Source organism: Umezawaea tangerina, assembly GCF_003002815.1.
Lineage (GTDB): Bacteria > Actinomycetota > Actinomycetes > Mycobacteriales > Pseudonocardiaceae > Umezawaea > Umezawaea tangerina.
Genome location: NZ_PVTF01000023.1, coordinates 1 through 18,429, shown reverse-complemented (window position 1 = coordinate 18,429; position 18,429 = coordinate 1). Strand labels below are relative to the sequence as shown.

At 71.4% G+C, this 18,429-nt stretch carries 21 protein-coding genes, 1 tRNA gene and 2 pseudogenes; 11 read left to right on the top strand and 13 right to left on the bottom strand.

Features of this window, described 5'->3' with window-relative positions; all coding sequences use genetic code 11:
* Positions 1-20 precede the first annotated feature (20 nt).
* A complete protein-coding gene (locus tag CLV43_RS44505; protein WP_106196601.1) occupies positions 21-980 on the bottom strand; it encodes a quinone oxidoreductase family protein in 960 nt (319 codons plus the stop codon).
* 5 nt (positions 981-985) lie between these two features.
* The gene (locus CLV43_RS44500; RefSeq protein WP_245887495.1) at positions 986-1,795 is read right to left on the bottom strand and encodes an SDR family NAD(P)-dependent oxidoreductase; all 810 of its coding nucleotides are present in this window, start codon (positions 1,793-1,795) and stop codon (positions 986-988) included.
* A 132-nt stretch (positions 1,796-1,927) separates the two neighbouring features.
* Here CLV43_RS44500 and fabG point away from each other — a divergent pair, with 132 nt between their 5' ends.
* Complete coding sequence (gene fabG, locus CLV43_RS44495; RefSeq protein WP_106196600.1) at positions 1,928-2,692, top strand: 3-oxoacyl-ACP reductase FabG; 765 nt, start codon at positions 1,928-1,930, stop codon at positions 2,690-2,692.
* Positions 2,693-2,703: 11 nt separating this feature from the next.
* Entirely contained in the window at positions 2,704-3,156 is a 453-nt protein-coding gene (locus CLV43_RS44490) for a MaoC family dehydratase (protein WP_106196599.1), read from the top strand.
* 166 nt (positions 3,157-3,322) lie between these two features.
* Here CLV43_RS44490 and CLV43_RS44485 read toward each other — a convergent pair whose 3' ends face one another.
* The 5 genes from CLV43_RS44485 to CLV43_RS44465 all read right to left on the bottom strand — a co-directional run bounded on the left by CLV43_RS44485 (position 3,323) and on the right by CLV43_RS44465 (position 7,293).
* Positions 3,323-4,102, bottom strand: a complete 780-nt coding sequence (locus CLV43_RS44485) for an alpha/beta fold hydrolase (RefSeq protein ID WP_106196598.1) — start codon at positions 4,100-4,102, stop codon at positions 3,323-3,325.
* A gap of 62 nt (positions 4,103-4,164) precedes the next feature.
* Complete coding sequence (locus CLV43_RS44480; protein ID WP_106196597.1) at positions 4,165-4,740, bottom strand: TetR/AcrR family transcriptional regulator; 576 nt, start codon at positions 4,738-4,740, stop codon at positions 4,165-4,167.
* 13 nt (positions 4,741-4,753) lie between these two features.
* Positions 4,754-5,287: a 3'-5' exonuclease gene (locus CLV43_RS44475; RefSeq protein ID WP_245887494.1), complete on the bottom strand. Its 534-nt coding sequence runs from the start codon at positions 5,285-5,287 to the stop codon at positions 4,754-4,756.
* A gap of 71 nt (positions 5,288-5,358) precedes the next feature.
* Positions 5,359-6,120 carry an SDR family NAD(P)-dependent oxidoreductase gene (locus CLV43_RS44470; protein ID WP_106196596.1) on the bottom strand — a complete coding sequence of 254 codons (762 nt, stop codon included), beginning with the start codon at positions 6,118-6,120 and terminating at the stop codon, positions 5,359-5,361.
* A gap of 27 nt (positions 6,121-6,147) precedes the next feature.
* A complete protein-coding gene (locus tag CLV43_RS44465; RefSeq protein ID WP_106196595.1) occupies positions 6,148-7,293 on the bottom strand; it encodes an acyl-CoA dehydrogenase family protein in 1,146 nt (381 codons plus the stop codon).
* Positions 7,294-7,396: 103 nt separating this feature from the next.
* On the opposite strand from CLV43_RS44465, the gene CLV43_RS44460 reads away from it, so the two are divergent.
* Positions 7,397-8,011, top strand: a complete 615-nt coding sequence (locus CLV43_RS44460) for a TetR/AcrR family transcriptional regulator (protein WP_106196594.1) — start codon at positions 7,397-7,399, stop codon at positions 8,009-8,011.
* A gap of 108 nt (positions 8,012-8,119) precedes the next feature.
* Positions 8,120-9,082 carry an alpha/beta hydrolase family protein gene (locus tag CLV43_RS44455; RefSeq protein ID WP_106196593.1) on the top strand — a complete coding sequence of 321 codons (963 nt, stop codon included), beginning with the start codon at positions 8,120-8,122 and terminating at the stop codon, positions 9,080-9,082.
* A gap of 35 nt (positions 9,083-9,117) precedes the next feature.
* On the opposite strand, the gene CLV43_RS44450 is transcribed toward CLV43_RS44455, so the two are convergent.
* The 4 genes from CLV43_RS44450 to CLV43_RS44435 form a co-directional block, all read right to left on the bottom strand.
* On the bottom strand, positions 9,118-9,345 hold the full coding sequence (locus CLV43_RS44450; protein ID WP_106196592.1) for a hypothetical protein: 228 nt from the start codon (positions 9,343-9,345) through the stop codon (positions 9,118-9,120).
* Between the two features lie 21 nt (positions 9,346-9,366).
* Complete coding sequence (locus CLV43_RS44445; RefSeq protein WP_106196591.1) at positions 9,367-10,539, bottom strand: S8 family serine peptidase; 1,173 nt, start codon at positions 10,537-10,539, stop codon at positions 9,367-9,369.
* A 99-nt stretch (positions 10,540-10,638) separates the two neighbouring features.
* Positions 10,639-11,823 (bottom strand): cation:proton antiporter, encoded by a 1,185-nt coding sequence (locus tag CLV43_RS44440; RefSeq protein ID WP_106196590.1) that lies wholly within the window; start codon positions 11,821-11,823, stop codon positions 10,639-10,641.
* 6 nt (positions 11,824-11,829) lie between these two features.
* Positions 11,830-12,312 carry a cation:proton antiporter regulatory subunit gene (locus CLV43_RS44435; RefSeq protein ID WP_106196589.1) on the bottom strand — a complete coding sequence of 161 codons (483 nt, stop codon included), beginning with the start codon at positions 12,310-12,312 and terminating at the stop codon, positions 11,830-11,832.
* A gap of 92 nt (positions 12,313-12,404) precedes the next feature.
* Between CLV43_RS44435 and CLV43_RS44430 the strand changes: the two genes are divergently transcribed.
* From CLV43_RS44430 to CLV43_RS44400, 7 genes are all read left to right on the top strand, one after another.
* Positions 12,405-13,553: a DUF1015 family protein gene (locus CLV43_RS44430; RefSeq protein WP_106196588.1), complete on the top strand. Its 1,149-nt coding sequence runs from the start codon at positions 12,405-12,407 to the stop codon at positions 13,551-13,553.
* A 14-nt stretch (positions 13,554-13,567) separates the two neighbouring features.
* The gene (gene aroH / locus CLV43_RS44425; RefSeq protein ID WP_106196587.1) at positions 13,568-13,930 is read left to right on the top strand and encodes a chorismate mutase; all 363 of its coding nucleotides are present in this window, start codon (positions 13,568-13,570) and stop codon (positions 13,928-13,930) included.
* 105 nt (positions 13,931-14,035) lie between these two features.
* Positions 14,036-14,716, top strand: a complete 681-nt coding sequence (locus CLV43_RS44420) for an SDR family NAD(P)-dependent oxidoreductase (protein ID WP_106196586.1) — start codon at positions 14,036-14,038, stop codon at positions 14,714-14,716.
* Between the two features lie 123 nt (positions 14,717-14,839).
* Positions 14,840-15,550 carry a (d)CMP kinase gene (cmk, locus tag CLV43_RS44415; RefSeq protein WP_245887493.1) on the top strand — a complete coding sequence of 237 codons (711 nt, stop codon included), beginning with the start codon at positions 14,840-14,842 and terminating at the stop codon, positions 15,548-15,550.
* Positions 15,547-16,206, top strand: coding sequence for a lysophospholipid acyltransferase family protein (locus CLV43_RS44410; RefSeq protein WP_106196584.1), 660 nt, complete (start codon positions 15,547-15,549; stop codon positions 16,204-16,206). The genes cmk and CLV43_RS44410 overlap by 4 nt, the downstream gene beginning before the upstream one ends.
* On the top strand, positions 16,203-17,639 hold the full coding sequence (gene der, locus CLV43_RS44405) for a ribosome biogenesis GTPase Der (protein ID WP_106196583.1): 1,437 nt from the start codon (positions 16,203-16,205) through the stop codon (positions 17,637-17,639). Before CLV43_RS44410 ends, der begins: the two co-directional genes overlap by 4 nt.
* 108 nt (positions 17,640-17,747) lie before the next feature.
* Positions 17,748-17,821, top strand: a tRNA-Pro gene (locus CLV43_RS44400).
* 136 nt (positions 17,822-17,957) lie between these two features.
* Here CLV43_RS44400 and CLV43_RS44395 read toward each other — a convergent pair.
* Both CLV43_RS44395 and CLV43_RS48990 read right to left on the bottom strand, forming a co-directional pair.
* A pseudogene (locus CLV43_RS44395) lies at positions 17,958-18,206 on the bottom strand (tyrosine-type recombinase/integrase); the annotation flags it as partial.
* 39 nt (positions 18,207-18,245) lie between these two features.
* Positions 18,246-18,429, bottom strand: a pseudogene (locus tag CLV43_RS48990) (hypothetical protein); the annotation flags it as partial.

Below are 18,429 nucleotides of genomic sequence, written 5' to 3'. Positions count from 1 at the left end.
CCTTCCGCGTGGACGGGGGACTACCGGTTCGGGTCCAGCAGCAGCTTGCCGCTCGTGCGCCGGGCCCGCAGGTCCTCGTGCGCCTGGCGGACGTCGGACATCCCGTACTCCCCGCCTGGCACGGCGCGCAGCTTGCCGTCCAGCACGAGCTGGAACATCTCGTCCATCGCCGTGTGCACGACGCGGCCCGGCAGCCGGAACGCGTGCGGCAGCCACATGCCGATGACGGCCGTGGAGTGCACGAGCAGGTTCACCGGCTGCACCGGCTTCGGCCGTTCGCGGCTGGCCATGCCGTAGAAGACGAGCCTGCCGAACGCGGCCAGCGCGGCGACGCTCTGGTCGGTGACGGCGCCGCCGGTCATGTCGAGCACGACGTCCACGCGGCGGCCGTTGTTGGCTTCCCGCAAGGCTTCCGTCATGTCCTCCTCGGTCGAGGAGATCGCCACGTCGGCACCGAGGTCCAGCGCCAGCTTGCGCTTGTCCTCGGTGCTGGCCGTCGCGATGACCCGTCCCGCGCCCCACAGCTTCGCCAGCTGTACGGCGATCGAGCCGACCCCGCCTGCGGCGGCGTGCACGACGACGCTCTCGCCCTCGGCCAGGTGCGCGCTCTTGCGCAGCAGCAGCCACGCGGTCGCGCCCTGCACGACGAGGCTCAGCGCGGTCAGGTCGTCCACGCCGTCCGGCACCTCGAACGTCGTCGCGGCCGGGGCCACGGCCTTCTGCGCGTAACCGCCGCCACCACTGGTCAGCGCGACCACGCGCTTGCCGTCCGCGGTGACGCCCGCGATCTCGCCGCCGGGCACCAGCGGGAGCGTCATCGACGACAGGTAGGAGTTCTCCGCCTGGTGGGTGTCGGCGTAGTTGAGGCCGGCGCGGCTGACGTCGATCAGCACCTCGCCCGGACCGGCGACGGGGTCGGGCAGCTCGACCTCGGTGAGGACCTCGGGCCCGCCGAACGCGGTGATCTGGATGGCACGCATGGGTTTCAGGCCTCCTGCCCGGTCGCGAAGGCGCCGGGATCGACGGACATGCGCTCACCGGTCGCGGTGCGCGGACCGGGGGCGTTGCGGAAGGTGAACGGCTGGGACTCGCGGCCGGGCACGACGAACCAGCACTCGCCGGTCCCGTCGGACTCGGCGATCGCCATGAACGCCTTCACGACGTCGGCGACCTCCATGATCGGCATGTTCGTCGACTCGAGCTGCGCGCGGAAGGGCCCGATGATCGCGGTGTCGGCGAACGACGGGCACAGCGCGTTGACCCGCACGCCCGTCTTCTGCAACGACGGCGCGAGCGAGCGCACGAGGCCCACGACGGCGGTCTTGTTGGCGCCGTAGATCGGGTCCATCGGCGTCGGCGTGATACCCGCCATGCTCGCCGTGGCGATGATCTGGCCGCCGGTCTCCCGCAACGCGGGCAGCGCGGCGTGCACGCCGTAGACGACGCCGTCGAGGTTGATGCCCATGACGCTGCGGTAGCGCTCGGGGTCGAAGTCCTCGCCGAGGGTGAACCCGGTGGAGATGCCCGCGTTCAGCGCGACCAGGTCCAGCTTGCCGAACCGCTCCACGGCGGCCGCGACGGCGGCCTTGCTGTGCTCGGGGTCGCGCACGTCGCAGTGCACGAACAGGCCGTCGACCTCGTCGGCGATCACCTTGCCCCGGTCGCCGTCGATGTCGGCGACCACGACGTGCGCCCCCGACTCGGCGAGGCGGCGGGACGCGCCCGCGCCGATTCCGTTCGCCGCACCGGTGATCAGCGCGACCTTGCCCTCGAACCTGCGGTCCTCCACCGGCACGTGCCTCCTCGTGACTACATTCCGACCAGTCGGTATGGTTCTGGTGACATGCTAGGCCGTCAAGCTGGCGCTAGCCAGCCCGCGCGGAGTACTTTCTAAGCGCTTGCTTAGCTCACGTTCAAGGAGGAACCAGTGGCTGCAGAGACCGCTTCGCGGGTAGCGATCGTGACCGGCGCGGCACGGGGCATCGGTGCCGCCACCGCGTGGCGGCTGGCGCAGGACGGCTTCGCCGTCGCGCTGCTCGACCTCGACGTGGAAGGCTGTTCCGACGCCGCCGAGAAGATCAACGCCTCCGGCGGGCGCGCCCTGGCCGCCGCGCTCGACGTGAGCGACTCGGCCCAGGTCGCCGAGGTCGTGCAGAAGGTCGCCGACGAGCTCGGCGCCCCCACGGTGCTGGTCAACAACGCGGGCATCCTGCGCGACAACCTGCTGTTCAAGATGACCGACGACGACTGGGACGCCGTCATGAACGTGCACCTCCGGGGCGCCTTCCTGATGAGCCGCGCGGTCCAGAAGTTCCAGACCGAACAGGGCTGGGGCCGCATCGTCAACCTCTCCAGCACCTCCGCGCTCGGCAACCGCGGCCAGGCCAACTACGCCACCGCCAAGGCGGGTCTGCAGGGCTTCACCAAGACCCTCGCCATCGAGCTCGGCAAGTTCGGTGTCACCGTCAACGCCATCGCCCCCGGCTTCATCGCCACCGAGATGACCGCCGCCACGGCCGCCAGGGTCAAGATGGACTTCGAGGACTTCAAGAAGGCCGCCGCCTCCCAGATCCCCGTCGCCCGCGTCGGCACCCCCGACGACATCGCCCACACCGTCTCGTTCCTCGTGAGCGACGGCGCGGGCTTCGTCTCCGGTCAGGTCATCTACGTCGCCGGCGGACCGAAGGACTGAGGGGGCTTCCGATGCGCGTTTTCGCTTCGCTCGACGAGTACTCCGAGGCCAAGGGCGAACACCTCGGCTACGGCGACTGGCACGAGATCACCCAGGACGAGATCAACCTGTTCGCCGACGCCACCGGCGACCACCAGTGGATCCACATCGACCTGGAGAAGGCCAAAGCGGGCCCCTTCGGTGCCCCGGTCGCCCACGGCTACCTGACGCTGTCGCTGATCCCGTTGCTGGTGAAGGACATCTACACCATCGAAGGCCTCAAGATGGGCGTCAACTACGGCCTCAACAAGGTCCGCTTCCCCAGCCCCGTGGTCGTCGGCTCCCGCGTCCGCGCCGGCGCCGAGATCCTCGACGTGGTCGACTTCCCACCGGGCAAGCAGGCTGTCGTGAAGGTCACCGTCGAAATCGACGGCAACCCCAAACCCGGCTGCGTCGCGGAGACCGTGGTCCTGTTCGTGGCTTGAACGATCTTCACGTCCGACCGTCGGCCGGAATTGTCGTACCCCTTGGGTAGCCTTGGATTCGGGGGACCCCCGCCCGCGCGCGTGTGGGATGGGCCCCCGGATTCGAGGCTACTTCGAGGGTCCGACAATTCCGGTGTCAGGGGTGCGTTCGGCGTCACGGACGTGCTCACTCCACGGCCGACAACCCCTCCGGGAGCGGCGAGTCCGCGACGTGCGCGCGGATCATGGCGGTGAACAGCCCCGGCTCCTCGCCGTTCCACGCGTGCCCCATGCCCGACGCGATCCGCGCCGAGCCCGCGGCGAACCCGGCGGCCAACCGGGGCAGCGACCGGAGGATCAGCTCGTTCTCGTCCCCGCCCGCCACCGCGAGCAACCGGCACGGCGACGTGCCCGCGGCGGCCGGGACGCGGAAGGCCATCACGTCGCCGGTGACGCGCCCGATCGTGCCCTTGGCCATCGCCTTCGCGGAAGCCCGGTAGGCCTGGAAGTCCTCGTCGCGCACGCGGAGCGTCCGGGCGTTCGCCCGCAGTACGGGGCCCGATGTCGCGAACGGCCCCATCACGCGGCCCGCCAGTCGCATCACCGCGGGGTTCGGGAACGGCAGGACGTTGACCCCGCTGACGATCGCGCTGTCCACCACCTCCGGCGCGTCCGCCGCCAGCAGGGCGGCGACGTACCCGCCCAGCGACAACCCGACGACGTGGGCACGGCCCGACGGCGTGCGGGAGGCGATGACGTCCGCGACGACCCGGACGGTGTCGGACAGGGAGATCCACGGGTGGTCGTTGCTGAGGCCGTGTCCGGGTAAGTCCGGGATCAGCACGTGCAGGTCCCCGACCAGCGCGGCCGCCTGCTCGCGCCACATCCATCCGCTGGTGCTCAGACCGTGGAGCAGGACGACGCTGGGCGCGTCGCGCGGCCCCAGCTCGTTCACGAAGACCGTCATCACGGGATCCTGCCACGCGACGCGGCTGCGCGGGATCTCCGGAACGGCGCGGATGTCCGCGACTAAAGTCGCAACGAAGCCAGCAGCAGATCGGCGTAGTGCCGTCCGATGTCCTTCGCCGCCAACGGCCCCTCCGGGCTGTACCAGGTGCCGAGGTGGTGCACCGAGCCGAAGTAGTAGTGCACCGTGAGGTCCGCTGGGATGTCGGTGCGGAACACGCCCGCGGCTTGGCCTTCCTCGACGAGGGCGCGGAAGCGTTCGTGGTAGGTCCGGCGTTCGGCGCGCATCGCGAGGCGCTTGTCCTCGGCGAGGTGGTCGGCGGAGCGGAAGTAGACCTTGGCCTGGTCGAAGTTGTCGATGCTGGTGACGATGACGTCGGCGGCCGCGGCGTGCAGGCGGTGGGTGATCGGTTCCGGGCCCGCGGCGATCTCCTCCAGGCGGGCGGTCTGCATGCGCAGGACGCTGCCGTAGATCTCGTGCAGCAGGTCGTCCTTGGAGCCGAAGTAGTGGTACATGGCGCCCTTGGTGACGCCCGCGCGGTCCACGACCTCCTGCACGGCCACCCGGTCGAAGCCCTTGGCCGCGAACAGTTCGGTGGCCGCGCTGATCAGGCGCTCGGGGACGGTGGCGTTGCTCACCGGCGAAGCCTACCTACCGGCGCGCGGAAAGCAGGATTCCGGCCAGCAGGGCGGCGATGTTCCAGGCGTCGTCGTCGCCGCGGTGGTGGGTGCCCTCCAACGGGAGACCCGCGATGCGCAGCGCCTCGGCGAGGCCGACTTCGCGGGGGAGGTTCCTGGTGAGGGCGAACAAGGTCTTGACGTTGAGGTGGCGCGGGCCGAATGGGTAGGCGCCTTGGCGTTCGAACTGCTTGCGGTCGTAGTCGCCGTAGCTCGCCCACACGCGGTCGCGCGAGCGGAAGTCCTTGCGCAGCAAGCGGCACGCTTCCGCGTAGGTCACCCCGCCCGCGACCTGCTCGGGGGTCAGCGTCGTCAGCGACGTGCAGAACTCGCTGACCGACGACCGTTCCGGCCGCACCAGGATGCTGTGCTTGCCCATCCGCCGCCCGGACTCGACGTCCAGTTCGCACAGTCCGATCTCGATGATCTCCGACGTCTCGCCGTCCGGCGGTCGCCCCGCCCAGCAGGTCGCCTCGACGTCCACCACCAGCACCCGATCCAGTTCCACGTGAGGATCGTCGCAGGAATGCGGGAACCCCGCGCCCGACTTTCGCCGGACACGGGGTTCCCGGAGCGTTCTCAGCCCGCGATCGACAGGCCGCCGTCGACGACGAGGGTGGCGCCGGTGACGTAGCCGCCCGCGCTGGACGCGAGGAAGACCACGGCCGCGGCCAGCTCCTCCGCGTCGCCGACACGGCCCATGGGCGCCCTCTTCAGGTGCGCCTCCAGGTAGCCGTCCGGGTACGTGTCGGTCATCTCGCTCTCGAAGTAGCCGGGCGCGATGGCGTTGACGCGGATCCCCTTGCGGGAGCTCCACTGCGCGGCCAGGTCCCTGGTGAGGCCGAGCAGCGCGGCCTTCGACGACGAGTACGCGGCCTGCGGCAGGCCACCGGACATCAGGCCCAGCACGCTGGAGATGTTGATGATGGAACCGCCGCTCGCCATCGCCGCCGCGGCGGCCTGCGCCATCCAGTACGCGCCGTTGAGGTTCACGTCGATGACGTCGCGGAACTGCTCCGGCGTCTCGCGCGAGGCGGGCACGGCCGTGCCGACACCGGCGTTGTTGACCAGGATCGACACCGGCCCGAACGCGGCGGCCTCCTCGGCGACCCGACGGCAGTCCTCGGGCAGCGACACGTCGGCCTGCACGATCAGCGCGCGCCGACCGGCGGCCTCGACCAGCTGCGCGGTCTCCTTGAGCCGGTCCGCGCGGCGGGCGGCGAGCACGACGTCCGCGCCCGCCTCGGCGAGGCCCTTGGCGAACGCGACACCGAGACCGGAGGAGGCGCCGGTGACGATGGCGACCTGACCGTCGAGGCGGAACTTGTCGAGGATTCCCATGTCAGCAAAGCCCTTCCGGGTGGGTGGTCACAGGCCGAGGTCGCGGCCGATGAGTTCCTTCATGATCTCGTTGGAGCCTGCCCAGATCCTGGTGACCCGCGCGTCCATCCAGGCGCGGGCGACCCGGTACTCGGTCATGTACCCGTAGCCGCCGTGCAGCTGCACGCAGGCGTCGAGCACCTCGTTCTGCACGTCCGCGCTCCAGTACTTCGCCTTCGCCGCGTCCACGGCGGTCAGCTCGCCGCGGGTGTGGGCGAGCGTGCACTGGTCGAGGAAAGCCTGCGTGACGTCGACCTTGGTGACCAGCTCGGCGAGCAGGAACTTGTTGGCCTGGAACGACCCGATGGACTGGCCGAACGCCTTGCGCTCCTTGGTGTACTCGATGGTCTCCAGCAGGATCTGCGCGGCGTGCGCCAGGTTCGAGATGGCACCGCCGATGCGCTCCTGCGGCAGCCGCTCCATCATGTAGATGAACCCGCGGTCGACCTCGCCGATGACCTGCTCGGCGGGCAGCCGCACGTCGCTGAAGAACAGCTCCGCGGTGTCGGACTCGGGCTGGCCGACCTTGTCGAGCTTGCGGCCGCGCTCGAAGCCCTTCATCCCGGTCTCGACGGCGAACAGCGTGATGCCCTTCGCGCCCTTCTCCGGGGAGGTGCGGGCGGCCACGACGATCATGTCCGCGGAGTAGCCGTTGGTGATGAACGTCTTGGAGCCGTTGAGGATCCAGTCGGACCCGTCGCGCACGGCGACGCTGCGCAGCGCGGCCAGGTCGGACCCGCCCGACGGCTCGGTCATGCCGATGCCGGTGGTCATCTCGCCGGAGCAGAACCGGGGCAGCCACCGCTGCTTCTGCTCCTCGGTGCACAGGTCCACCAGGTAGGGCGCGACGACGTCGGCGTGGATCCCGATGCACGACGCGATGCCCGCGCTGAGCTTGCACAGCTCCTCGCCGAACACGGCGTTGAACCGGTAGTCGCCCGCGCCGCTGCCGCCGTACTCCTCGGGCACCTCGAGGCCGAGCAGCCCCTGGCGACCGGCTTCCAGCCACGCCTCGCGGTCGATGAACCGCTGCTCCACGTACTTCTCGTAGTTCGGACGCAGCGCGCGGTCGACGAACTCCCGTGCCGACTCCCGGAACGCGTTGTGGTCCGCGTCGAACAGCGTCCGCTGCACGAAAGCCTCCTCAAAACGACATACTAAGCGGTTGCTTAGAGATAAGCGTGCGCTTAGATTGCAGTACCATCCGACCCCCTGTCAACACGATCGCGGAGGGCACATGACCAGCCTGGGTGAGTACGCCCTGCTCGACCAGTCCTGGCACGACGTGGTCCCCGACGCCGCCCGCCGGATGCTGATCGCGGCCGCCCAGGCCTTCGCCGACAAGGGTTACCACGCCACGACGACCCGCGACATCGCCGCGCGCGCGGGTATGAGCCCGGCCGCGGTCTACATCCACTACCGGTCCAAGGAGGACCTGCTCTTCCAGATCAGCAGGATCGGCCACGAGCGCTCCCTCAAGGTCCTCACCGGCGTCCAGGACCCCGACCCGGTCGACCGGATGGCCAGGACCGTGGCGTCGTTCGCCCGCTGGCACGCCGAGTTCCGCACCACGGCCCGCGTCGTCCAGTACGAGCTGGGCGCGCTCTCCCCGGAGCACCACGCCGTGGTCGCCGAGCTGCGCCGCAAGATCGAGACGCACGTGCGCTCGATGGTCGAGGAGGGCGTGCGGTCCGGCGCCTTCACCGTGCCGGACCTCAAGGGCACCTCGTTGGCCGTGCTGTCGCTCTGCATCGACGTCGCCCGCTGGTACCGCCCGGACGGCACCCGCACCCCGGAGCAGATCGGCTCCCTCTACGCCGACCTCGTGCTCCGCATGCTCCGCACCCCCTGAGCCCGCGCCCGACCGTGAACGTCCCCGTGCGGCGCCGCAGGCGGGGAGAGGCGCTCCTGGGATGTGCGCTGCCTGCCCGAGCCGTCCGCCGCGCGGCACGGTGGTGGCATGACGGACAGCCTGTTCCGCACCGCCCGGCACATCCCCGTCGTCGAGGCGACCCCGACCGCGGCGGTCAACCCGGTCACCCTGCCCGCACCCGACCGGGCACTGCCGCTCGCGCTGCGCGTCACCGCACCGGTGACCGGAAGCGACCTGCCGGTGGTCCTCCTCTCGCACGGCGGCGGCGAGTCGACCTACCTCCCGTCGAAGGACGGCTACGGCCCGCTGGTGGACTTCTACGCCGCGCACGGCTTCGCCGTGGTCCAGCCGACGCACCTCAGCGCGCGGGTCGGCGGACTCGGGCTCGACCCCGCCGCGCCGGGCTTCCCGATCTTCTGGCGGTCCCGCGTCGCGGACCTCGTGCGGATCCTGGACGGCCTCGACGAGATCGAGGCGCAGGCACCCGCGGTCGCGGGCCGTCTCGACCACGACAGGATCGCGGTGGTCGGGCACTCCGGCGGCTCGCACACGGCCGCGATGCTGCTCGGGGCGCGGCTGACCGACCTGGAGGACGGCGACGGGTACCTCGACCCGCGGGTCAAAGCGGGTGTCCTGCTCGCGCCGGTCGGCGGCGGTGCCGACGTCCTGCCCTCCCTGCGGGAACGGCTGCCCGAGCTGAGCACCGACTTCTCCGGCATGACGACCCGGACGCTCGTGGTCTTCGGTGACGACGACGTGAGCCCGGCGCTGACCGCGCGCGGCGCCGACTGGCACGCCGACCCCTTCCACCACGGCCCCGGCGCGGACGCCCTGCTGACCCTGGTGGGAGCCAAGCACTTCCTCGGCGGCGTGACGGGCTACGACGCGCGCGAGTCGGACGACGAGGACCCGGACCGGCTGGCCGTCACCCAGCGCATGACGTGGGCCTACCTGCGTTCCGCGCTGGTCGAGGGTGACCCGGCGTGGGCACGGGCGTGCGAGGCGTTCCAGGAACACGGTGCCGCGCAAGGGCGGGTCGACCGCAAGTGAGCGACGAGGCCGCCCCCCGACGGCCTCGGACGCGCTCAGGGACCCTCCGGCGGCAGCACCCGGACACCCCGCTGCCGCTCCACGTCGAGCACCCCGTCGACGGCCGCCAACGCGGCCAGCCCCCCGGCTCGCACCGCCCCGGTCACCAGACCGAGTGCCTCGAGGACGTCGTCCACGACCAGCCCCGCCGCGCGCAGCGCGGCGACGACCTCGGGCAACCGGTCCAGCCTGTCGTCGGCGATCGAGACCACGACCTTCTCCACCGGCGACCTCCGGGTGCGACCTCAGGGAGCTTGCACCAATCCTGCACCGACATCGGTGGAAGGCAAGGGGAGTCGGCGAGCGGTTTGCGCCAGCCGCGCCCACAGCTCGAACCCGCGCGCCCCGTACCGCTCGGCCATCAGCGCCGCGACGCCCGCGACGTGCGGGGTCGCCATGCTGGTGCCCTGCAGGCGCTTGGTGCCCGGAGCCGCGTTCCAGCTGGAGTACACGTCGACACCGGGTGCGACGACGTCCACGGCGCCGACCGCGTCGACGGTGCCGCAGGAGAAGAAGCCGAGCGCGCCCTGCACGTCGGTGGCGCCGACGGCCATGATCGACGGGCAGTTCGCCGGGTGGCCGACCGGGTTGACCGAGCCGGGCCGCCTGCTCTCGTTGCCCGCGGCCGCGATGATCAGCGTGCCCTTGGCGAGCGCGCGCGACGCCGCCTGCTCGAAGATCGCGGAGTACGCGGTGCCGGGGCGGGTGGCCGCGCCCAACGACATGGAGATGACCGCGCACCCGTTGGCGATGGCCCACTCGATGCCCGCGAGGATGCCGCCGTCGCTGCCGGAACCGGCGTTGCTGAGCACCTTGCCCGCGAAGATCTCGGCTTCGTAGGCGACCCCGTAACCAGGGCCGCTCGCCGGCTTGCGCGGACCGCACGAGACGCCGACGCAGTGCGTGCCGTGGCCGTGCGCGTCGTCGACCGCCTCACCGGGGATGAACGAGCTCGTGGTCACGGTGCGGCCGACGAAGTCGGCGTGCGCGACGGTGAACCCGGTGTCCAGCACCGCGACCCGGATCCCCTTGCCGGTGGCGGTGCTCAGGTTCGCCCGGACGGCCTGCAGGCCCCAGGTGAACGCGCTCTCGTCGACCGCGGTCACGTCGGCGTCCTGGTCGGTCGCCGTGATCGCGTGCACGACCCGCTCGGCCTCGACGGCGAGCACCGGGCCGGGCTCGTCGACCGCGCGGTTGAGGCCGGGCAGCTGGTCGGGGGTGGCGTCCACGAGCGCGATGCCCAGCTCGTGGAAGATCAGGCCGTCCGAGCTCGCGATCTGCTCGGCGACGGTGTCGGTGGTGCTGGCGACCTGGATGCCCGCGACGTGGTCCAGCTCGCGCACGCTCGCGGCGGTGGAGCCGGACTCCAGGAGCACCAGGTAGCGACCGGTGGTCTCGGTGCTCGTCGGTTGTGACATGACGACCCCCTTCGGGGACGGTGGCGGCGGATCCCTACGCGAGTAGTGAGACGCCGCCACCGGCCTGGATACCGGGGTTCACTCGAATGCCCAAGGGGTTCAGGCGGTTGCCGTGCGCAGGCCCCGACGCTTGCGGACGAACCCGACCACCGGCTCCACGATCCGCGCGGTGACCGGCCCGAACACGGCCATCAGCAGCACGTACGCCGTCGCCAGCGCGGCCAGCTTCTCGTCCACCGCGCCGGAGGCCACGGTGAGCCCGGCGATGACGATCGAGAACTCGCCGCGCGCCACCAGCGCCGCCCCGGCACGGGCCCGGCCCATCTTGGCGATCCCCTGCCGCTTAGCCGCCCACCACCCGGTCGCGACCTTCGTCAGCGTCGTCACCACGGCCAGCGCCACGGCCACGCCGAGGACGGGCGGGATGGAGGAGGGGTTGGTGTTCAGGCCGAACACCACGAAGAACATCGCCGCGAACAGGTCGCGCAGCGGTTCGAGCATCCTGGTCGCGTTCTCCGCGGTGGACCCGGAGATCGCGATGCCCAGCAGGAACGCGCCCACCGCGGCGGACACCTGCAGCTGCGAGGCGATGCCCGCCACCAGCAGCGCCGACCCGAGCACCTTGAGCAGGAACACCTCGGCGTCCGGCGAGTCCACGATCGCGGACACGTACCGGCCGTACTTCAGCGCGATCACCAGCACGACGGTGATCGCGGCCAGCGAGATCCCCACCGCGCTCAGCCCGCCGAGGAAGCTCACGCCCGCCAGCACGGCGGTCAGGATCGGCAGGTACAGCGCCATCGCCAGGTCCTCGAACACCAGCACCGACAGCACGACCGGCGTCTCCCGGTTGCCGAGGCGGCCGAGGTCGCCGAGGACCTTCGCGATGATCCCCGAGGACGAGATGTAGGTGACACCGGCCATCGCGAGCGCGCCGACCGGGCCCCAGCCCAGCAGCAGCCCGGCGACCGCGCCCGGCGTCGCGTTCAGCACGATGTCGAGCAGGCCCGCCATCCACGACCGCTTCAGGCCGGTCACCAGCTCGCTGGCCGAGTACTCCAGGCCCAGCAGCAGCAACAGCAGGACCACGCCGATCTCGCTGGCGATGTGGGTGAACTCCTCGATGCCGTCCAGCGGGACCAGGCCGCCGTGCCCGAAGGCCAGACCGCCGATCAGGTAGAGCGGGATGGGGGAGATGCCGATCTTCCACGCCACCCGGCCGAGCAGGCCCAGGCCGAAGAAGACCGCGCCGAGTTGGATCAGGGCGATCGCTGTCGTGTGCACGGGTGCTCAGCCACCACCCAGGATCTCGGCGGAGGACGAGAGTCCGTCCGACGTCCCCACCACCACGACCAGGTCACCGCCCGCGAACACGAAGTCCGGCCGGGGCGACGGGTGCACGGTGCCCGCCCGCACGACCGCCACGATCGACGCGCCGGTCCTGGTGCGCAGCTGGGTGTCGCCGAGCTCGCGGCCGTCGAAGTGCGAGCCGGGGACGATCGGGAACTGCTTGGTGTCGATCCCGGTGACCTCGCTGTGCTGGTTCGCCAGGTGCGCCACCAGCTGCGGCGCGCCGAGCAGGCCGGCGAGCGTGCCCGCCTCGGCGGGCGTCAGCGGTATCGACGCCATGCACGCGTCGGGGTCGTCGGTCTTGGAGACGATCAGCTCGAACTTGCCGTCGCGGTAGGTGATCACCCCGATCCGGCGATCCGCGCGGATCATGAAGTCCTGGCGGGTGCCGATGCCAGGCAGTGGGGTCACCTCGACGTTCATGAGCTAAAGCTTACTTTACGTCCCATGACAGGACCGGCCGCTGCGCCGCCGCGACCGCGTGCCGGCACCGTCCACGGCAGTACCGTGCCCGGATGACGGGATGGCTTCAGCCGGTGCGGCGGGGATGGGTGGTGCGCGACCGGGTGCCCGGTCCGGACGTCGACGAGTTCGCCGAACCGGACCGCGTGGTCCGCGCGCTGGCCGGTCCCGACGGCGGTCGAGGCACGCTGCTCGCGGTCCAGCACCCGCACCGCACGCCCGCCGCCCTGGCCGCCGGGACGAGCCTGCTCGACTCGCTGCCGGTGGCCCGCGCGGCGCTGGCGGAGCTCGTGCGCCGGTCCTACCGGCCGGTCGTCGACGTGGTCGCGCCGTACTGGGTGGACGGTCCGGACGGGACCGCGTGCGGCCTGCTGTGCATGGTCGACCCGGCCGCGGTCGACGCCGACGGGTTCACCCGCGTGCGGCATAGCGAGCAGGTCTACCCCGAGGTCGTGGCCGAACGCGCCCGCGTCCTGGCCGGGCTCGGCGTCGCCACCAGCGCCGCGATGCTCGTGCCGGTCGCCCCGCACGACGAGCTGACCTCGTTGCTGCAGGCCGAGTTCGGCTCCGAGCCCGCCGTGTCGCTGGTGGACTCGGGCGGCCGTCGGCACCGCCTCTGGCTGGTCGGTCCCGGCGCGCGCCAGGACACCCTGCTCGACGCGGCGGGCGCGCACCCGTTGCTCGTCGCGGACGGCAACCACCGGGTGGCCGCCGCGGCCGCCGCCGGGCTCAGCGGCCTGCTGGCACTGGTCACCGCAGGCCCCGCGCTGCGGATCGGCCCCATCCACCGCGCGTTGGTCGACACCGGCCTCACCGCCGACGACCTCGCCACCGCCTGGCGCGGGGTCGGCCTCCGGGTGGACGACCTCGCCGCCGTCGAACCACCCGCGCCCGGCGCGGTCGTCGTGGTCTGCCCGGACCGGGTGCTCCGCGTCGGGCTCCCCACCCCCGGCATCGACCACGCCGCCGTCGAGTCCGTGCTGCTGGAGAAGGCGCTCGGCCTGGACCCCGAGTCCCCGCGCGTGCGCCCGGTCGCCGACGACCGGTGGCGCTCGGTCGCCGCCGACGCCGTCCTGCTCGTGGCCCCGGTGCCGCTCGCCGACGTGCTGGCCGTGCACGCGGCGGGGGAGCGGATGCCCCGCAAGAGCACCTACTTCACCCCCAAACCGCGCAGCGGCCTGCTGCTCGCCGACCTCGCCTGACTAGAGTCCCCCGAATGGCGGTACGAGCGATTCGCGGAGCGACCCAGATCGACGCGGACGACCGGGACCAGGTGCTCGAGGCGACAGCCGAGCTGGTCCGCGAGGTCCTGACGCGCAACAGCTTGAGCACGGACGACCTGATCAGCGTGATCCTGACGGCCACACCGGACGTCGTGTCCGAGTTCCCGGCCTACGCCGCGCGGCTGGCCGGGCTGGACGACGTGCCGCTGCTGTCGGCGACCGAGATCGCGGTACCCGGCGCGATGCCCAGGGTGATCCGGCTGATGGCGCACGTGGAGACCGACCTGCACCGCGACGAGGTGAAGCACGTCTACCTGCGCGGCGCCGCGGGCCTGCGCACCGACCTCAACCACTGACGGCCGGGAGCCGCCCGGAGGACCGATCGGTTCACGAGCGGTAGCCGGTCGGCTCTGCAGGGTGAGTACCGTTGACGGGGTCGGACCCCGTGAACGGAGTGGCTCGTGCGCAAGGCGATCGTCACCGGCGGCGGCAGTCGGATCGGTGCCGCGATCACGTCGGCCCTGGTCAAGGAGGGCTACGACGTCGTCGGCACGTACCGGGAGGACCGCGCCCGCGTCGAGGCGCTCGGCGTCCGCGCCGAACCGTTCGACCTGGCCCGACCGGGGTCCGCGGCCGCGCTGCTCGACGCGGTCGGCCCGGTGGACGTGCTGGTGCACAACGCGTTCGCCTGGTCCGACCCGGCCGTCGACTGGCGCACGGCGCTGCGCGCCAACACCGAGGGCATGCTCGACCTGGTCGGCGCGGCGATGCCCGGCATGACGGCCGCGGGCTGGGGCCGGGTCGTCCTGCTGTCCAGCGCCGTCGTGCGCGCGGGCATCCCCGGCCTCGGCGCGTACGCCGCCGCCAAGGGCTCGGTGCACGCCGCCGCCCGCAGCCTGGCGTGGGACGGCGGGCCCTCGGGCGTGACGGTCAACGTGGTCGTGCCCGGCCTCATCGCCTCCGAGCGCACCGCGGCGGCGACGGGGGACTTCGCCGACCACGTCGCGGACGTGGCCTCGCGCACCCCGTTGCAGCGGCTGGCCACCGCCGACGAGGTCGCCGCGGCGGTGCTGTTCCTCTGCTCCGAGCAGGCCTCCGGCATCACCGGGCAGGAGCTGTTCGTGGACGGCGGCAAGGACTAGCGGGCCGAGTTCGGGGACTAACCACGCCTGCTGCGGGCGTGACGCTCCGCACCAGGCACAATGGAAGCGCGCGGGCATCGGAAAATAGCAGCCCTCGCCAGTCGACAACAGGAGGAAGTCGCGGTGGGACAAGGTGAGCTGCGTGGCGTGGTGGCCCTCGACGGGCCTTCCGGCACCGGCAAGTCCTCCGTGGCGCGCCGCCTCGCGGCGATCCTCGGTGCCCGGTACCTGGACACGGGCGCGATGTACCGGGCGGTCACGCTCGCCGTGCTCCGCGCGGGCGTCGACCCGCTCGACACCGAACGGGTGATCTCGATCGCCCGCGCGTGCAGGCTGGAGCTCGGCACCGACCCGCAGCACGCGACCACGACGCTGGACGGCCAGGACGTCGGCACCGAGATCCGCGGCGCCGACGTGACTCTGGCCGTGTCGCCCGTCTCGGCCGTGCGCGAGGTGCGCGAGCTGCTCGTCGCCGAGCAGCGCCGGATCATCGCGGAGGCCGACGGCATCGTCGTCGAGGGCCGCGACATCGGCACCGTCGTCTCGCCCGACGCCGACCTGAAGGTGTACCTGACGGCGTCCGCCGAGGCCCGCGCCCAGCGCCGGACCAGGCAGGACACCGCCGCCGGGCGGGTCGTCACGGTGGACGCGACGCTGGCGGACGTGCAGCGGCGCGACACCTACGACTCGACGCGCGCGGTGTCCCCGCTGCGGCCCGCCGACGACGCGGTCGAGGTCGACACGACCTCGCTCGACCTCGTGGGCACCGTGGACGCGCTGCTGGACCTGGTCGACGAGCGCGGCCTCCGGGTGGCGGATCGGGTGACCAGGTGACCGGACAGCTCCCCGACGGCGCGTCGGCGGGGTGGACGGATTTCGGCAGGTGGATCGCGCGGTACCCTTATGGGCTGCCGTTCCGCGTGCGGGTGCGCGGCCGTGAGCGGGTGCCGGTGACGGGCGCGGTCGTGGTGGTGGCCAACCACAGCTCGATGGCGGACGGGCCGCTGCTGTTCGGCTTCCTGCCGCGCCGGGTGGTGTTCCTCATCAAGCAGGAGATGTTCGCGGGGCCCCTGGGCTGGTTCCTGCGGAAGATCGGTCAGCTGTCGGTGCGCCGCGGCGTGCCGGACCGGGCACCGCTGCTCGCCGCGTTGAAGGTGCTCCGCGCCGGTGGCGTCGTCGGGGTCTTCCCCGAGGGCACGCGGGGCGCGGGCGACGTGGCGGACGCGCAGCACGGCGCCGCCTGGCTGGCCCGGTCGTCGAACGCGGTCGTGCTGCCGGTGGCGTGCCGGGGCACGCTGCGCCCGGCGGGCACGACCCGCCGTTTTCTGCCCGTGGTCGACATGCTGGTCGGCGAGCCGTTCGAGCTGCCCCCTGGGAAGGGAAAACAGGCACTCGACGTTGCCACCGAGCAGGTGCGCGACCGCCTGGCCACCCTGGTGGCCGAACTGGACGATTTTCGCGACAGAAGTCTGAGTGGAGAAGCAAAGTGACGGACTTGGACGGCACGTGGACGGACGAGTCCGACTGGTCGGGTTTCGACGGTGACGGCTCGGAGGACGGCGAGGAGGGCGTCGCCGTACCGCAGCCGACGCTGGCCGTGGTCGGACGCCCGAACGTCGGCAAGTCGACCCTGGTGAACCGCATCATCGGCCGCCGCGAGGCGGTCGTGCAGGACGTGCCCGGCGTGACGCGCGACCGGATCGCCTACGACGCGCTGTGGAACGGCCGCAAGTTCACGGTCGTCGACACCGGCGGCTGGGAGCCCGACGCGACCGGCCTGCAGGCCGCCGTCGCGGCTCAGGCCGAGCTGGCCATGGAGGCCGCCGACGTCATCCTGCTGGTCGTGGACGCCACCGTCGGCGCCACCACCACCGAGGAGGCCGTGGCGAAGATCCTGCGCCGCTCCAAGCGCCCGGTGCTGCTGGTGGCGAACAAGGTCGACGACGAACGGCTCATGGCCGAGACCGCGTCCCTCTGGTCGTTGGGCCTCGGCGAGCCGTGGCCGGTCAGCGGCCTGCACGGCCGCGGCTCCGGCGACCTGCTCGACGAGATCCTGCGCGCCCTGCCCGAGTCCCCCCGCGACGACTTCAACCCCGTCGCGGGCCCCCGCCGCGTCGCGCTGGTCGGCAAGCCCAACGTCGGCAAGTCCAGCCTCCTCAACCGCCTCACCGGCGAGAACCGCTCCGTCGTCGACTCCGTGGCGGGCACCACCGTCGACCCCGTCGACACCCTCGTGGAGCTCGACGACGAGACCTGGCGCTTCGTCGACACGGCCGGGCTGCGCAAGCGCGTCAACTTCGCCAGCGGCGCCGAGTACTACGCCTCGTTGCGCACCAAGGCCGCCATCGACTCCGCCGAGGTCGCCATCGTCCTGCTGGACGCCAGCGAGCCCATCAGCGAGCAGGACCTCCGCGTCCTCACCATGGCCGTCGAGTCCGGCAAGGGCATCGTCCTGGCCATGAACAAGTGGGACCTCGTCGACGAGGACCGCCGCAAGGAGATGGTCCGAGAGCTCGAACGAGGCCTCGTCCGCGTCCCCTGGGCCGAAACCGTCAACATCTCCGCCCTCACCGGCCGCGCCGTCCGCAAACTCGCCCCCGCCCTCCGCACGGCGCTCGCCTCCTGGGACACCCGCGTCCCCACCGGCCGCCTCAACTCCTGGCTCACCGACCTCATCGCCGCCACCCCACCCCCCGTACGTGGTGGCAAGCAGCCCAAGGTCCTCTTCGCCACCCAGGCCGCCACCAGGCCCCCCACCTTCGTCCTCTTCACCTCCGGCTTCCTCGAGGCGGGCTACCGCCGCTTCATCGAACGCAAGCTCCGCGAGGAGTTCGGCTTCACCGGCAGCCCAGTCCGCATCTCCGTCCGCGTCCGCGAGAAGCGCGGCGCAACCGGCAAGCCCGGCAAACCCACCAAGCGATAACCCCCAAACCCCCAGCTCACCCCCCTTGATCACCAAACCGACCCCCCGTGTCGAAGCACTACTGCAGATGCGCTAAGCTTTCCCAGCACCCCGGAGACGGGGAGCGGCCGGGACGTGGCGCAGCTTGGTAGCGCACTTGACTGGGGGTCAAGGGGTCGCAGGTTCGAATCCTGTCGTCCCGACGGTCTGAATCAGCCCTGCTGACCACGGCATAATGCCTGGTCAGCAGGGCCTTTTCATGCCTTCGGATGGATCATCCTCATGATCTTGCCTGTGCGATCAGTTGTGGACCGGAGTGACTAACTGAGTGACAACGGCCTAGCTGGCTGACGGGAAGATGTCGTTCATCGTGATCGCGGCGTGCTGCATCACGGGCACGATCTGGTGGCGGTAGACCGTCTCCGTGACGGTGGTGCTGCTGTGGCCGACCAGGCGTGCGATGTCCTCAAGTGTCACCCCGGACGCGGAGAGCACCGACACGAAGCTGTGCCGCATCTCCCGCAGCGTCCACTCCGCACCGATGAGTCCAGCCGCGTTGACGACTCGCCGGAACGCCCGGCGGACGTTGTGGGAGTCGAGCGCCGTGCCGACCTCTTAGAGGGCGTCTCATGTGGGTAGCTTCTTGAAGCAGGTCAGCGCTGCGGCCAGAGTGAGAAACGCGCAGAAGTTGTTGCCGTGTCGTTCGTATCGGGTGGCTAGTAGGACTTCGTTAGGTGCTGTTGAGCTGGGGTTTTGTTGGACTGCCTGTGGGCTGGACGGGTTGTCGGCAGGTATGGCAGCAACCTGTCCA

Bases quoted from the DNA above. Each gene is read 5' to 3' on its own strand.
- CLV43_RS44505 (WP_106196601.1), bottom strand. From the start codon at position 980: ATGCGTGCCATCCAGATCACCGCGTTCGGCGGGCCCGAGGTCCTCACC.
- CLV43_RS44490 (WP_106196599.1), top strand. From the start codon at position 2,704: ATGCGCGTTTTCGCTTCGCTCGACGAGTACTCCGAGGCCAAGGGCGAA.
- CLV43_RS44485 (WP_106196598.1), bottom strand. From the start codon at position 4,102: ATGACGGTCTTCGTGAACGAGCTGGGGCCGCGCGACGCGCCCAGCGTC.
- CLV43_RS44470 (WP_106196596.1), bottom strand. From the start codon at position 6,120: ATGGGAATCCTCGACAAGTTCCGCCTCGACGGTCAGGTCGCCATCGTC.
- CLV43_RS44460 (WP_106196594.1), top strand. From the start codon at position 7,397: ATGACCAGCCTGGGTGAGTACGCCCTGCTCGACCAGTCCTGGCACGAC.
- CLV43_RS44455 (WP_106196593.1), top strand. From the start codon at position 8,120: ATGACGGACAGCCTGTTCCGCACCGCCCGGCACATCCCCGTCGTCGAG.
- CLV43_RS44445 (WP_106196591.1), bottom strand. From the start codon at position 10,539: ATGTCACAACCGACGAGCACCGAGACCACCGGTCGCTACCTGGTGCTC.
- CLV43_RS44435 (WP_106196589.1), bottom strand. From the start codon at position 12,312: ATGAACGTCGAGGTGACCCCACTGCCTGGCATCGGCACCCGCCAGGAC.
- CLV43_RS44430 (WP_106196588.1), top strand. From the start codon at position 12,405: ATGACGGGATGGCTTCAGCCGGTGCGGCGGGGATGGGTGGTGCGCGAC.
- aroH (WP_106196587.1), top strand. From the start codon at position 13,568: ATGGCGGTACGAGCGATTCGCGGAGCGACCCAGATCGACGCGGACGAC.